This window comes from Vibrio iocasae (assembly GCF_042245395.1).
Taxonomy (GTDB): Bacteria; Pseudomonadota; Gammaproteobacteria; order Enterobacterales; family Vibrionaceae; genus Vibrio; species Vibrio iocasae.
Genome location: NZ_CP145311.1, coordinates 2,612,648 through 2,627,089 on the forward strand (window position 1 = coordinate 2,612,648; position 14,442 = coordinate 2,627,089).

The window sequence follows — 14,442 nt, forward strand, 5'->3', positions numbered from 1 at the left end:
TAAGAGAACCGAATTTTATAAGGAAAATCAAATGCAGCCTGAGTTCATCGTTGAGTTAAATGAACAAAACTTCCGTCCAGTGCTGGAAAGCTCTATGGAAAAGCCCGTCCTGATTCACTTTTGGGCTCCAGCGGTTCCTGAAAGCTCAGATGTTATCCCTCAACTTCAGACACTCGCTCAACAATATGCGGGAGCATTTACCCTGGCATTGCTCAACTGCGAACAAGAGCAGATGATTGCCGGTCAGTTTGGTGTTCAGGCACTACCAACAATTGCACTATTTTCCAATGGTCAGCCGGTAGACGGATTAGGCGGACCTCAAACTGTTGAAGCTATTACTGAAATGTTGACCAAACATCTCCCTAGCCAGGATGAGTTAACATTCAATGCAGCGCACACAAAACTAAAAGAGGGTTTCCACGCTGAGGCTCTAGCTCTTTTAGAAGGCATATCAGAAGAGTTCTCTAATAAGGCGGAAGTGAAACTGATTAAAGCTGACTGCTTACTTGAAACTCAGCAGTTTGAAGCAGCTAAACTACTTCTGGATAACATCCCGCTCGAATATCAAGACAACTACTATAAGGGATTGGTAGCCAAACTAGAGCTTCACGAGCAAGCAAAAGACAGCCCGGAAATTCAGGCTTTAGAAGCAAAACTTAACGCTGAGCCAGAGAATGCAGAAGTGGCAAGTGAACTGGCACTGCAATATCACCAGACAGGCAGAAGCGAAGAAGCGCTTGAGCTGCTTTGGGGCTATCTGCGCAAAGACTTAAATGCGCTGGATGGGGAACTCAAAAAGTCGTTTATGGATATACTAACCGCACTTGGTCAGGGTAATCCAATAGCAGGAAAATATCGCCGACAGCTATATTCACTGCTCTACTAGCCCGTTAGTATTCAGTATACAAAATGATACGCAGCTCCAATTAAATTCTAATTGGCGCTGCTTTTTTTTGCCTGTTCTCAGGAACTGATCAACAATCCTTATGTCCTAACTATAATATATTTCAATAAGTTGAAGGAACGTCTTATGGCTATTGATACACTGATTACGATTGGTATTTTTATCTTTGTTGCCGTTGCATTTATTGCAGCTGGTGTCAAAACAGTCCCTCAAGGAAACAACTGGACCGTCGAAAGATTTGGTCGTTACACACAAACACTGAAACCCGGCCTGAACCTGATTATTCCATTTATCGATCGCATCGGTTCCAGAATCAATATGATGGAACGTGTTCTGGACATTCCGGCACAAGAAGTCATTTCAAAAGATAACGCTAACGTTGTCATCGATGCAGTGTGTTTTGTCCAGGTCGTTGATGCTTCTAAAGCCGCGTATGAAGTTAACGACTTAGAACATGCCATTCGCAACCTGACACTCACTAACATTCGTACGGTATTGGGCTCGATGGAACTGGACGAAATGCTCAGCCAGCGTGACATGATCAATACAAAACTGCTGTCTATCGTAGATGAAGCTACAAACCCTTGGGGCGTGAAGGTCACTCGTATAGAAATTAAAGACGTACAACCACCTTCAGATCTAACTGCAGCGATGAACGCCCAGATGAAAGCCGAACGAAACAAACGTGCTGAAGTGTTAGAGGCTGAAGGTGTGCGACAAGCCGAAATCCTTAGAGCTGAAGGTCAAAAGCAATCTGAAATTCTTAAAGCCGAAGGTGAAAAGCAATCTGCTATTCTGCAGGCAGAAGCAAGGGAACGTCAGGCTGAAGCAGAAGCCAAAGCAACAGAAATGGTTTCAAATGCTATCGCCAAAGGTGATATGCAAGCAGTGAATTACTTTATCGCCCAAGGATATACTGATGCATTAAAATCTATCGGGCAGGCAGAAAACGGTAAGATTATTATGCTACCGCTTGATGCTGCTGGACTGATGGGTTCAGTTGCCGGTATCGCAGAGATGTTCAAAGACCAGACATCAGATAAAAAGCAGGGATAAGTTTTGATTGAACTATTAGAACAAGTTAACCATTGGCATTGGCTTGCCTTTGGGTTGCTACTCCTTTCAGGCGAACTACTTGGTACTGCTGGTTACTTTTTGTGGTTAGGTATATCTGCAATTGTCGTCGGTTTAATCCTTACTGTTATCCCGCTAGGCTGGCAACTTCAGTGGGTCAGTTTTGCGTGCTTCTCTTTGTTTACAACTTGGTTGTGGTGGCGTTACCAGCATAAGAAAGATACCAATGCTGAGAAAAACAGCCTGCTAAACCAAAGGGAAAAACAGATGATAGGTAAAACTACCCGAGTTGATGAAGATGTTCTCAGAGGCAACTGCCGTGTTCGCATTGGTGATACGACCTGGTCGGCCAAGTGTCATGTCGATATACCAGCGGGAACCTTAGTCAAAGTCGTTGATGTAGACGGGATAGTGTTAACAATCGAGCCAGAAGATTAACCCAAGAAATTTATTAAAACACAACTGACAATCCACTCATTACAATTACTTATCTTGTAGCAAGGTTACATTCATTCAGAAAAACATAGCTGCAAGATAAGTGTCATGTTTTTGCTTTCTCATTACACCAGTCCAGTAAACATAACATTATTGCTGTTCTTAGAGCAGATCCCCCTTGTTACGCTTTCTATCAGTTTAGAGCAACACATTGCTTGAACCCCTTCACATTAGAACGCATACGAAAGAGAATTTTTAGGTCATACATACGCAATATTTTTACATCCGTATAGGCTTAAATAAAAACGACAAGAGGGACTAACCTGTGAACCTAACCGTAATCAGCCGAACCATTTTGGGTTTCTCGGTGGTAGTTGTACTTATGACACTACTAGCGGTTGCCAGTTTTTTTGCTCAACGGCAGGCATCCAGTGCCTACGAAGAAACAGCAGAGGTGCTGGTACCTATAGTACAAAACAGTTATCAACTTGCGATTTTTGCACAAAATGCCAACAAAGCTGTATCCCAACACGCCAGTGCAATCACGCTTAATCAGCGAAACCAACTGGAGAACGAGTTCAATTCTTCGGTCAGCCAATATCGCGAGTATAGAGATCGGTTAAAAATATCGCTAAAAGATCAGGGGCAATCAGCGAGGTTGCTGGACAATGCCGATGCTACGCTCGAATCTGCAATCGCTCTGGGACAAAAACAAATTGCAGCAAGGAATGATCTGATAAAAACAAAAGATATATCCCGCTCAGAAATTCAAAACTATACGGCGAGATGGATTACGTTCGCAGATGAAAGAGATGCAGCGGTACTGCTGGCTAGCAACCTGGGGTTAGTAGAAAACTTTGCGGTTTCCATCATCGCTGACAGCCTGACTTTGGCACAAACCACACTCGGTGGGGTGAACAATATTGAGAACCTACAGCTGTTAAGCAATATCAGAGAAAGGTTATCCAAAGACAGTGAAAAAACGATAGAACGAATTAAAAAACTGGAGTCAATGGCACCAGCTTCCGCTGAAAAGCTGAAACCTTTTTCTGACTTCCTTAACTTCTCTGTTGAATCTGAAAATGGCTACCTTTCGTTACAGGTAAGATTGGTAGAGCTCAACGAACAGATAAGCCAAAACTTGTCGGAGATGGGTAATCTTATCAACAGTGGAGCAAACCAGCTAAGTGAACTGTCCGGCTCTATAGATGCGTTAGTTAAACAAACAAACGAGCAAGTGGAGCAGTCTTCCGCACAAACGCTAACTATGACTGCAAGTCTCTTCTTAATAGCCATAGCAGTAAGTGTTGTTATCGTACTGACTCAGATACGTAGCATTAAAAAACCACTCAAAAACATTACTGTTGCATTGAAAGAGATGAGTGAAGGCGACTTAAACCAAAATATTGATCTGGTAAGTAAAGATGAGTTTGGTCAAATAGGAGAAGGTATCAACGACCTAGCGAAGAAACTCGGTGGTCTGCTGGCCAAAATCAAGCAAAGCTCATCAACTCTGGCTCAGTCGACAGAAGGAGCAAGAAACGCGACACAGCAATCTGAACGTATGCTTCAGGAACAAAAAGTTCAGACTGACTCCGTTGCGACAGCAGTAACAGAAATGGAATCTGCAGCGTCAGAAGTTGCTCGCAACGCAGACTCTTCTCTTGGGGAGATTCTGACCATAAAAGACCTCGCATCAACGGGTCAGTCACAGATGGACAAGTCGATAGATTCAATTCAGGCTCTCGATCAGGATATCAGTGAAGCTGCGGCAACGATCGAACAAATGAAAGTCGAGTCTGAAAACATTGAAAGCATCTTGGGAGTGATTACTGGTATCGCAGAACAAACCAACTTGTTAGCTCTGAACGCAGCCATCGAAGCCGCACGTGCTGGTGATCAGGGACGTGGATTTGCAGTCGTAGCAGATGAAGTTCGAAATCTAGCAAGCAAAACTCAAAGCTCTACCGAAGAAATATATCGAATGATCGAGTCCTTGCAAAAAATCACTGCCAGCTCTGTCGAGATCATGAAGAAAAACAGCCAAACCGCTAATGATGTCGTCAGTAATTCAAATGAAGCCGCTCAGTCTCTGGCGACTATATCCGGTGCTATCGAGTCTATGACTCACCTCAGTGAACAAATTGCGTCTGCCGCACAGGAGCAATCGCACGTTTCCAGAGAGATAACTCAAAGTATTGTCTCCATCTCAGATTCAGCGGAAGAAGTTCATCAGCTTTCAAGAGGTAACAGCAATACATTTGATGAGCTAATGGCACTTTCCGAAGAACAAGCCACGATGACCAAACAGTTCAAGATGTAGAGGGTTGAATTTAATGAAAAAGTTATTACTGGTATTAAGTTTGGCTTCTGCTGGATTGGCACAAGCAAGTTCAACAGTGGAAGTATTGCACGGCTGGTCATCTGGGGGCGAAGCCGCAGCTGTCGAAGTGTTAAAAAAGAACCTTAAAGAGGAAGGGGTTGAGTGGCAAGATCTTAAAGTTGCTGGGGCCGCTGGTGCTAATGCTCAAAACTACCTACGCGTACGCGCTGCATTTGGCAATCCTCCTACTGCAGTGCAAATGGGAGGCACCACACTCTACGCCTGGGGTGAAGAAGGTGTAATGGCGAACCTGAATAATGTTGCTCAAGCCGGTAACTGGGACTCCAAGGTACCACCAGCATTGCAGCAATTTTCCAAACACGAAGGACAATGGATTGCATCGCCTGTAGGTATTCACAGAACCAATTGGGTTTGGGCAAACAAGCGTATTTTTGATGAACTTGGCCTGGATATTCCGACTACTTTTGATGAGCTAATCAAAGCGGCTCGAACCATCGATGAGTATGGTTACATTGCGTTTGCCGGAGGTGGGCAAACCTGGCAAGAAGTCACGATATTTGACAGTGCGGCACTGAGTGCTGGCGGTGTAGACTTCTACCGTAAAGCCTTTCAAGACCTAGACTACAACACGTTAAAGAGCGCGAAAATGGCGCAAGCCTTTGAACAGCTCCGCGAAATTCGTTCTCTTGTAGATAGTGGTTATCCAGGTCGTGACTGGAACAAGGCAACCGAGATGGTCATCCAAGGCAATGCTGCGATGCAAATCATGGGAGACTGGGCAAAAGGTGAGTTTATCAATAACGGTAAAGTACCTGATCAAGACTTCCTCTGTTTCCAATATCCTGGTACCGAAGGCAGCTTTATTTTTAACTCAGACCAGTTTGGTATGTTTAACGTAGCACAAGAGAAGCAACAAGCTCAGTATGCCATGGCTAAAGCTATCATGGACCCTGGCTTTCAGGCTAAGTTCAATCAGGTCAAGGGATCGGTACCCCCAAATATGGAGGTGAGCGATGCCAACTTCGATGCTTGCGCCAAGAAGTCGATGGCCGACCTAAAAGCCGCAGTAAAAGAAGATCGAATGGTAGGCAGTATCGCTCATAACCATATGGTACCCGCTGAAGTTCAGAAAGCGATTTATATGGTTGTTGGAGAGTTTATGAACTCAGATATGACGGCCGATCAAGCCGCACAGCTAATGGCAGATAGTGTTGAGTTCTTAAAGTAGGTTCAAAGTTATAAATGGAATAAGAGGAAACTGGTTGTTCAGCTTCCTCCTTTTAGATCATCGATGATAGGGCAGTTAGATTCAGAGTTCCCCGGGCATTCAGAAATCCATTTTTCAAGCTGAGATTTTATCTGGTGTAACTCAGCCAGCTTTACGTTTACTTCGGCAAGTTTATGTTGTGCTTTTTGCTTCACTTCAGCGCTTGTTCGTTCACTATCTTTAGCGAGTTCAACCAGAGCTTTACATTCGTCCAGCGAAAAACCGGCACGCTTTGCTCTGCCAACAATCATCAACTCATCGATATGTTGTTGATTGTAATTCCGATAACCATTTTCTGAACGCAAAGGCGCACTGATTATGCCTTTGCTTTCGTACAAACGGATCGATTTAGCGGACAAACTGGTGATTTTCGCGATCTGACTGATATTCATAGTTAACTTTAAACTTGATGCCATTTCCGTCTATTGTACTACCAACCAGGACAAAATTTGTTTTCTTTCCTCAACGGATGCTTTTTCAAACCAATACACCATCATCTCTTCTTCTTTGCTCTGAGTAGAAAATGGTTCTACAACCTCAATCCGGTTATCAAATGCCCACTGAGTAAATCTTGATTGACTCTCAGCAGAGGATTCCTGATACCAGTATTCAACCATTTCTACTGGTTTGGATATTTTTGCTTCTTTTGCTTTTTGAACTGAAACCTTCTGATTGAAATAGCTCGTTACAGCATCTATGTAACCTTTGGGAATGTTGAAACTAAACACAGAGTCTTTACTTGCACTTTCCAACTCAAATGTCAGCCCACTGTGATCAACATTGTTTAGAATTTCATTCTCAACGGGAATAGACAGATAGTACTTGCTGGTACAGTGTTCTGAACAAGTTTCTGATGCGGGAGCATAGGTGTTAACCTCAACTAACTCACCCTGGTATCTCACGGTTTTATACTCTGAATAAGACTTGAACGTCGTGATGTCTAACTTGATATGTGAGCTTGGTGCTTTGAAATCACTTTCAGAGTAACTCCCGATAAGAGTGAGCTTCGAATCAACAAGGTTCGAGCCTTTGATTGTTGTTGATTCAGGAGACAACGTCTTAGCAACGACTTGTTTATATTTGCCTTTGGAGTTAACGGCAGCAATAGCATCATCAAAATTACTGCTCGAATCCAGAGTGGAACACCCTGTAATGAATAGTGCAGAAACAATAGCCAGAACTCGAAGCATAAGCGAAAAACCTCATAGAGATAAAATAAGAAAGACGCTGGCACCTTACCAGCGTCAAATACAAGGCAGAGTGTTAAAAATTGTTTAGAAACCGTACTCTATACCTACACGTACAAACATTTTGTCATCATCTTTACCCGCTGTACCGTCATTGTACGCGTTGTGGGAACCTACACGTAAGTAAGGTACAAAACCGTTGTGTACATACATCAACTGACCAGAAATGATTGATTCATCATCGTTCTGCTTAACGCCTTTCACTTCTGACTCTTCGTTAAACGCGTAGCCTAGTTTGAAGCCCCAAGGACCATTCCAGTACTGACCGATTAATGAGTACTGTCCTTGCTCTGCTTCTTGACCAGCAGCACGCTTGAACTCACCTTTGTTATACTTATACGCACCAGCTAAACCAAAACCTCCAGGCAAAGGAAGTTCAAAACCTGCGATATAAGCCGTTGAATCAATATCAGAACCATCGTGTTTAGAGTTAGACTCAAAACCACCATGTAACGTAACAACATCTGCAACGTTATAGTGTAGAGAGCCACCGAAATGATTAGAGCCATCTGTGCCAGTATCACCTCGGCCTGTAGAAAGACTGAATGTCAGGCCACCAAATGCAGGAGAATCATAGCGAGCAATGTCGCCTTTACGATCATAATGAGCTTTAACGTCGCCACCCCAGTCAAACACTCGACCTAAACCAGGGTTTGAATATGGCCAGTCAACGATTTCATATAGCGGTGTCAGCATACGACCAAAACGTACTTTACCCCAGTCACCGCCAAGACCAATGAAGGTATCACGAGCACCTAGCTTTCCGTTTGTACCGTCGTCACCAACATAACCAGATTCGATTTGCATAAATACGTTTACGTTATCGAACATGTCTTTGTTTGCACGAAAGCCAATTCTCGACTCGTTTTCATAATCATATCCAGTGCTATCTTCCTGATAAAAAGCAGAAATTGCTGCAACACCGTATACTTCTACATCAAAATCTGAGTTGACACCTACCTGCTTTGCAAAAGCCCCGGTTGACGCCATCGCCACTGCTGCACCAATTAAGGTGCGCTGAAACATTTTTTCCATGGAAAACTCCTAAAAAATTACATAGCTGTTTTTAGCGTTATCTCTCTTTAGTTGGCCGCCGTAGAGAGAAAACTATTTTTAATACCACCGATAATAACCTTCAAAAAATTTAGCATTACCGGACGCTGGTATGTAATAAAGACTAAATTCGCGATATAAAATATCCAATAAAAAAATGTCTTTCTTTTATAAAAACTTGAAGAGCAGCAAAGTTTTTACAGAACAGAGATCTAAATCACATTCACTTATAAAATATTGCAATTACTTAACATAAATCCCACTAATTTATACTTTATGCATTGTTTTATATGGGTTATTTAGATCTAAAGAAAATGTAACTGGCAAGAAAAGTTATACTTATATAACAAATTTGAGATGATTCGCAGTTTTACAAACCACCATTTTTTACAGAAATAAAAAAAGCACTCTAAAAAAAGAGTGCTTTTTTGGAATAAATATCTAAATTAATTAACGGAGATAATTAAGTCTACCAATGCTTGTTCGTCTCGCACTTCGATACCTAAATCTTGAGCTTTTGCGAGTTTTGAGCCTGCAGCTTCACCAGCAAACAGAATGTCTGTTTTTTTAGACACGCTACCCGTTACCTTTGCGCCAAGTGCTTGTAGCGCTGCTTTGGCATCACTTCGCCTTAGCTGAGACAAAGAGCCCGTTAATACGACCGTCTTACCAGCCAAAGGCTGAGGCGTTTCTTCGGGTACTTCCTCTAAGTCGGCCCAACTTACTCCCTGATCAATAAGGTCCTGAACAACATGCTGGTTCTTTTCCTGATGAAAGAAATGTACGACGTGACTTGCTACAATCTCACCCACATCTTGAACTTTAACCAGCTGTTCCAGGTTGGCGGATTTGATGTTATCCAGCGTTTTGAAATGCTGAGCAAGGTTAGCAGCGGTTGCCTCCCCTACTTCACGAATCCCAAGAGAATATAAGAAGCGTGGTAACGTGGTTTGTTTGGACTTCTGTAATGCATCCACAACATTTTGTGCAGATTTAGGTCCCATACGTTCAAGCGCAGTTAACACACCCGGAGAAAGCTTGAACAGATCCGCTGGCGTTTCAACCATCTCTTTGTCGACTAGCTGCTCAATAACTTTGACACCTAACCCGTCCACATCCAATGCTTTACGCGATACAAAGTGTTTTAGTGCTTCTTTTCGCTGAGCCTGACATACCAGACCACCGGAGCAACGGGTAACCGCTTCACCTTCTACTCGTTCAACTTCAGATTCACAAACTGGGCATGCTGTAGGGAAAATAATCTCTTTTGCAGCTTCAGTACGACGGTCTAAAACTACTCCGGTAATTTGTGGGATCACGTCACCAGCACGCCTGATCACTACCGTATCACCGATTTTTACTCCTAATCGCTCAATTTCATCTGCATTATGCAAGGTAGCATTGCTAACAGTCACCCCACCGACAAAAACAGGCTCAAGCTTAGCAACAGGTGTTATTGCACCGGTTCTACCAACCTGAAACTCAACATCATTAAGCACTGTAATTTCTTCCTGCGCCGGGAACTTGTATGCAATCGCCCAGCGAGGAGCTCGTGCAACAAACCCAAGCGCTTCCTGAATCTCAATATCGTCAACTTTGATAACAACCCCATCGATTTCGTAGGCCAAGTCATCGCGACGATTTAAAATATCCTGGTAGTACGCCTTCACATCAGTTAAAGAATCGACTCTCTTGGTTTCAGGGCACATTGGTAAACCCCAACGCTTGAGCTGCAAGAACCTGTTGTAATGGCTTTCTGGCAGTTCTGCACCTTCAACAACACCGACACTATATGCGTAAAAGCTCAACGGACGAGAAGCGGTGATTCTTGAGTCAAGCTGTCGCAAACTTCCCGCAGCGGCATTTCGTGGGTTAGCAAATACTTTTTGTCCTGCCTTGCGAGCATTATCGTTCAACTTGTCGAATCCAGCTTTAGGCATAAATACTTCACCACGTACCTCAATACGTTGTGGCCAGTCATCACCCTGAAGTTTTAAGGGAATAGCTTTAATCGTGCGGACATTTTCAGTGATATTCTCACCAGTAGAGCCATCACCACGTGTCGCTGCCTGGACAAGTGTACCATTCTCATACAGTAAACTTACCGCCAAACCATCTAGCTTAGGTTCGCAACAATATTGGGATATTTGACTGCCAATTAGACGATCTTGTGCTCTTTTCTGAAATGCTTCCAGCTCTTCATCACTAAATGCATTGTCCAGTGATAGCATCGGAATTTCATGAGCAACCTGAGTAAAGCCCTCTAGTGGTGCACCACCAACCCTTTGGCTCGGGGAGTCTATCGTTACCAGCTCAGGATGCTCTGCTTCAAGTTCTAAAAGCTCACGCATCAGGCGATCATACTCAGCATCAGGAATTTCCGGATTATCTTCTACGTAGTACTTTACTCCATGGTAATGAATGGACTCACGGAGTTGACTGATTTTCTCTTTAGCAGTTATAGACATATCGATACACTTTTATTCTGGATTCAGCTGTAGCCTAAGTATGTAGGACTAGTGACAGCTATATAAATACTAATTAGCAAAAACTTCAAGGGCTCCTTGCTAGAGGAGCCCTTGCTAAACAAATTGTCTGCTTATCTGGCGTTATTTTGTTCTTTCATTAAACGCTCTAATTTGGGAGCGGTAATCTGCGAGGCGATCTGGTGTCATAAGGTTACGCTGGTCATCTAAAACATTGCCACCCAAATCATCTGCTATCTGCTGCGCAGTTCTAAGCATCAGCTTAAAGTTCTGATCGGCTTCCCCAAAACAAGGAAGTGTCATAAAGAATGAAATACCCATAGTGGTAAAAGTATCCGGGTCATCGTGTTTCAGCGTCCCTGGTTGCATCATATTAGCGACACTAAACAAAACCTTTCCAGCTCCCGAGAGGTCATTGTGACGGTGGAATATGTCCATTTCTCCATACTTTAAGCCATTCTGTTCCATACTGTCGAACAGCTTAGTACCTACAAAAGGAACGTCACCCGAGGTATGCACGTTAAGTACAAGCACCTCCATTTCCGGTTCTTCTTGCTGAGCTTCTTGCGGCTCTAACGGTTCAGAGCTTTCTGCGTCTGAAGACTCTTGCACTTCAGGATCACTTGCCAGAGGCATCTCTTCCGAGCCACTATCCGTAGCCATATTAACTGTTGGCAACTCGTCATCGATATATTGATCGTCAAGCTGTTGATGTGAATCAAGAGGGTCTACTAAAGGGTCATCATCAAAAGTTGGTTTTGCTCCGAAGCTAGGCTCTCTCTTCGGCTTTCGAATGATCTCGTAGTCGTCATCCGCTGCGCCCTGCTGAGCCTCATTTAGCATTTCATTTTCTGATTCTACCGCTTTAGAACCAAACTTAGATTTGCCTTCCTTTTTGTTTGACCATAAACCATGAATCAAAAGTGCCAGAATGGCCAAGCCGCCTACAACAATGAGTACTAATCGCAATTCCTGCATTATTCACTTCTCATATAGATTCAGCATTATCAGACGCTGAACATTATTTTTATTAGCTAATCAACGTACTTTACCAAAACTCTATGAAGTTTTTGAACAAATTAATGCAAGATGTTCAAGAAACCTTGTGATTCTCCCCACGCTTTTTTTCTTTTTCATTACAAGTACAATAGTCCGGGTAAGCAAAAGTTAATAAAAAATGATTAGGAAGGTTTAATGAAACAAAGTGGCGTTGGATATTTTTTCCAGGGATTCAGTATTGCAATGACACCCGGCATTCGCCGTTTTGTCATATTCCCGCTCGTGGCAAACATTCTATTGCTCGGTGGTGCGATGTTTTATCTATTTTCTAATCTCAATGATTGGATTAACGGCTGGATGGGATATGTGCCTGATTGGCTATCCTGGCTCTCATATCTGTTATGGCCAATTCTAACCATCACAATACTTGGTACGTTCTCCTACTTCTTCAGCACAATTGCCAACTTTATCGCAGCACCCTTCAATGGCCTGCTCGCAGAGAAAGTTGAAGAAAAGCTGAGTGGTAAGTTGGATAACAGTGCTGGCGTACTTGATCTGTTGAAAGACACGCCAAGAATCCTGGGGCGTGAATGGCAAAAACTGATGTACTTTGCTCCAAAAGCGATTGGGCTATTTATTCTCCTCCTTATTCCTGCACTTGGTCAGACGGTCGGCCCGGTATTATGGTTTATCTTTTCTTCTTGGGTATTAGCCATTCAATATTGCGACTATCCATTTGATAACCATAAAGTCCCATTTCGCACGATGAGAGATGATCTAAAAAGTAATCAAACGAAAGCTTACGGTTTTGGTGCCATGGTTGCTCTATTTACTGCAGTACCGATTCTGAACTTAATTGTGATGCCAGTAGCGGTCTGTGGCGCAACGGCTATGTGGGTGCAAGAATTCAAGCAAAATCACAATTAATCCCTTATAGTTCAAGCAGTAAATCTATCTGGTTATCATCACCGTGAATGATAACCAGATATCCATAAGATATAACCTTTTGATCCTTCCCCGATTTTTCGTTCCCGCTTATTCTGTATCCATAGAACGTGAGATGTAACACACGCCACAGACAAATAAGGAATTTCAGACATGAGCAAAATCTACGAAGACAACTCGCTAACCATTGGTGACACTCCACTTGTACGTCTAAACAAAGTAAGTGGTGGTAACGTACTCGCTAAAATAGAAGCTCGTAACCCAAGCTTTTCTGTAAAAGACCGTATCGGTGCAAACATGATATGGGAAGCAGAGAAGTCGGGTAAGCTAAAGCCTGGCGTTGAAATCGTTGAACCAACGAGTGGTAACACTGGTATTGCTCTTGCTTTTGTTGCAGCAGCTCGTGGCTACAAACTCACTCTTACAATGCCTGAGTCAATGAGCCTTGAGCGTCGTAAGCTTCTTAAAGCGCTTGGTGCTAATCTGGAGCTAACTGAAGCAGCTAAAGGCATGAAGGGAGCGATTGCAAAAGCTGAAGAGATCGTTGCAAGCGACCCAGCTAAGTACATCCTTCTTCAGCAATTTGAAAACCCTGCTAACCCAGCAATTCACGAGCAAACAACGGGTCCTGAAGTATGGGAAGCAACCGATGGTGAAGTAGATGTGTTTATCGCAGGTGTGGGCACAGGTGGTACTATCACAGGTACAGCACGCTACATCAAAGGCACTAAAGGTAAAGCAATCACAGCCGTTGCTGTTGAACCTGCAGAATCTCCAGTAATTAGCCAAGTGCTTGCAGGTGATGACGTTCAACCGGCTCCACATAAGATTCAGGGTATCGGTGCAGGCTTTATTCCTGGCAACTTAGACCTGGAATTGCTTGACCGTGTAGAAACGGTAACATCTGATGAAGCAATTGAAATGGCGCGTCGTCTAATGGAAGAAGAAGGCATTCTGGCTGGTATTTCTTCAGGTGCAGCGGTTGTTGCTGCAAATCGCATCGCAGCATTGCCAGAGTTTGAAGGTAAAACAATTGTTACAGTTCTACCAAGCTCAGGTGAACGATACCTAAGTACAGCGCTGTTTGCAGGCCTATTTACAGATAAAGAAACAGAGCAATAATTTCTTAACAAACATGTGTTGAAATCAAATTTGCGCAAAAAAAGCCCCTATTAGGGGCTTTTTTTATTGATCCTATTCCCACCTTTGGTAATATCAGACTTGTTTTATTTCTAGCATCAAAATAAAACATTCAGAAAACAAATTCTGTCACGAGCCTGTATAGCTTGTGACCAAAGTAATACTGACATAGTGCTAACATTCTATGATCTGAGACCAAATTAATGGCAGGATTATTACAAGCAGCAAACGTTGTCGGTTAAAACATACAAAAAATTTAATCAAATCAATTGGGGTATACCACATGTATCAGAAGCAAGTAGAAATCACTGCAGAAAACGGCCTACACACTCGTCCAGCAGCTCAGTTTGTTAAAGAAGCTAAGTCTTTTGACGCAGACATCAACGTTACTTCTAACGGCAAGAGCGCTAGCGCGAAGAGCCTATTCAAACTACAAACTCTTGGCCTTGTAAAAGGTACTGTAGTAACTATTTCTGCAGAAGGTCCTCAGGCTCAGCAGGCTGTTGATCACCTAGTAGCTCTAATGGACAAGCTAGACTAATCTGCAC

13 protein-coding genes are annotated in these 14,442 nt (G+C 43.1%); 8 read left to right on the top strand and 5 right to left on the bottom strand.

The genetic code is table 11. The annotated features are described in order from the left end of the window. Positions 1-31 precede the first annotated feature (31 nt). From SNR28_RS21655 to SNR28_RS21675, 5 genes are all read left to right on the top strand, one after another. Positions 32-886 carry a co-chaperone YbbN gene (locus SNR28_RS21655; protein WP_375750824.1) on the top strand — a complete coding sequence of 285 codons (855 nt, stop codon included), beginning with the start codon at positions 32-34 and terminating at the stop codon, positions 884-886. A gap of 144 nt (positions 887-1,030) precedes the next feature. Then, positions 1,031-1,960 carry an SPFH domain-containing protein gene (locus SNR28_RS21660; protein WP_375750825.1) on the top strand — a complete coding sequence of 310 codons (930 nt, stop codon included), beginning with the start codon at positions 1,031-1,033 and terminating at the stop codon, positions 1,958-1,960. A gap of 3 nt (positions 1,961-1,963) precedes the next feature. Next, entirely contained in the window at positions 1,964-2,416 is a 453-nt protein-coding gene (locus tag SNR28_RS21665; protein ID WP_375750826.1) for an NfeD family protein, read from the top strand. A 322-nt stretch (positions 2,417-2,738) separates the two neighbouring features. Then, a complete protein-coding gene (locus SNR28_RS21670) occupies positions 2,739-4,736 on the top strand; it encodes a methyl-accepting chemotaxis protein (RefSeq protein WP_375750827.1) in 1,998 nt (665 codons plus the stop codon). A 13-nt stretch (positions 4,737-4,749) separates the two neighbouring features. Beyond that, positions 4,750-5,985, top strand: a complete 1,236-nt coding sequence (locus SNR28_RS21675) for an ABC transporter substrate-binding protein (protein ID WP_375750828.1) — start codon at positions 4,750-4,752, stop codon at positions 5,983-5,985. 38 nt (positions 5,986-6,023) lie between these two features. Here SNR28_RS21675 and cueR read toward each other — a convergent pair whose 3' ends face one another. The 5 genes from cueR to zipA form a co-directional block, all read right to left on the bottom strand. Continuing rightward, on the bottom strand, positions 6,024-6,416 hold the full coding sequence (gene cueR, locus SNR28_RS21680; protein ID WP_375754141.1) for a Cu(I)-responsive transcriptional regulator: 393 nt from the start codon (positions 6,414-6,416) through the stop codon (positions 6,024-6,026). 30 nt (positions 6,417-6,446) lie between these two features. Then, entirely contained in the window at positions 6,447-7,214 is a 768-nt protein-coding gene (locus SNR28_RS21685; RefSeq protein ID WP_375750829.1) for a hypothetical protein, read from the bottom strand. An 84-nt stretch (positions 7,215-7,298) separates the two neighbouring features. Further along, positions 7,299-8,306, bottom strand: coding sequence for a porin (locus SNR28_RS21690; RefSeq protein WP_375750830.1), 1,008 nt, complete (start codon positions 8,304-8,306; stop codon positions 7,299-7,301). A 464-nt stretch (positions 8,307-8,770) separates the two neighbouring features. Beyond that, the gene (gene ligA / locus SNR28_RS21695) at positions 8,771-10,792 is read right to left on the bottom strand and encodes an NAD-dependent DNA ligase LigA (protein WP_375750831.1); all 2,022 of its coding nucleotides are present in this window, start codon (positions 10,790-10,792) and stop codon (positions 8,771-8,773) included. Positions 10,793-10,933: 141 nt separating this feature from the next. After that, on the bottom strand, positions 10,934-11,788 hold the full coding sequence (gene zipA / locus SNR28_RS21700; RefSeq protein ID WP_375750832.1) for a cell division protein ZipA: 855 nt from the start codon (positions 11,786-11,788) through the stop codon (positions 10,934-10,936). Positions 11,789-12,004: 216 nt separating this feature from the next. Between zipA and cysZ the strand changes: the two genes are divergently transcribed. The 3 genes from cysZ to SNR28_RS21715 all read left to right on the top strand — a co-directional run bounded on the left by cysZ (position 12,005) and on the right by SNR28_RS21715 (position 14,435). Further along, positions 12,005-12,736, top strand: coding sequence for a sulfate transporter CysZ (cysZ, locus tag SNR28_RS21705; protein WP_375750833.1), 732 nt, complete (start codon positions 12,005-12,007; stop codon positions 12,734-12,736). Between the two features lie 171 nt (positions 12,737-12,907). Continuing rightward, positions 12,908-13,876: a cysteine synthase A gene (gene cysK / locus SNR28_RS21710; RefSeq protein ID WP_375750834.1), complete on the top strand. Its 969-nt coding sequence runs from the start codon at positions 12,908-12,910 to the stop codon at positions 13,874-13,876. 301 nt (positions 13,877-14,177) lie between these two features. Next, a complete protein-coding gene (locus tag SNR28_RS21715; RefSeq protein WP_275129855.1) occupies positions 14,178-14,435 on the top strand; it encodes an HPr family phosphocarrier protein in 258 nt (85 codons plus the stop codon). Positions 14,436-14,442 lie beyond the last annotated feature (7 nt).

What these genes read in the sequence shown, in the direction of transcription:
- SNR28_RS21690 (WP_375750830.1), bottom strand. Translation starts at nt 8,306, where the DNA reads ATGGAAAAAATGTTTCAGCGCACCTTAATTGGTGCAGCAGTGGCGATG.
- SNR28_RS21675 (WP_375750828.1), top strand. Translation starts at nt 4,750, where the DNA reads ATGAAAAAGTTATTACTGGTATTAAGTTTGGCTTCTGCTGGATTGGCA.
- cysZ (WP_375750833.1), top strand. Translation starts at nt 12,005, where the DNA reads ATGAAACAAAGTGGCGTTGGATATTTTTTCCAGGGATTCAGTATTGCA.
- SNR28_RS21660 (WP_375750825.1), top strand. Translation starts at nt 1,031, where the DNA reads ATGGCTATTGATACACTGATTACGATTGGTATTTTTATCTTTGTTGCC.
- ligA (WP_375750831.1), bottom strand. Translation starts at nt 10,792, where the DNA reads ATGTCTATAACTGCTAAAGAGAAAATCAGTCAACTCCGTGAGTCCATT.
- SNR28_RS21685 (WP_375750829.1), bottom strand. Translation starts at nt 7,214, where the DNA reads ATGCTTCGAGTTCTGGCTATTGTTTCTGCACTATTCATTACAGGGTGT.
- cysK (WP_375750834.1), top strand. Translation starts at nt 12,908, where the DNA reads ATGAGCAAAATCTACGAAGACAACTCGCTAACCATTGGTGACACTCCA.
- SNR28_RS21655 (WP_375750824.1), top strand. Translation starts at nt 32, where the DNA reads ATGCAGCCTGAGTTCATCGTTGAGTTAAATGAACAAAACTTCCGTCCA.
- SNR28_RS21715 (WP_275129855.1), top strand. Translation starts at nt 14,178, where the DNA reads ATGTATCAGAAGCAAGTAGAAATCACTGCAGAAAACGGCCTACACACT.
- zipA (WP_375750832.1), bottom strand. Translation starts at nt 11,788, where the DNA reads ATGCAGGAATTGCGATTAGTACTCATTGTTGTAGGCGGCTTGGCCATT.
- cueR (WP_375754141.1), bottom strand. Translation starts at nt 6,416, where the DNA reads ATGAATATCAGTCAGATCGCGAAAATCACCAGTTTGTCCGCTAAATCG.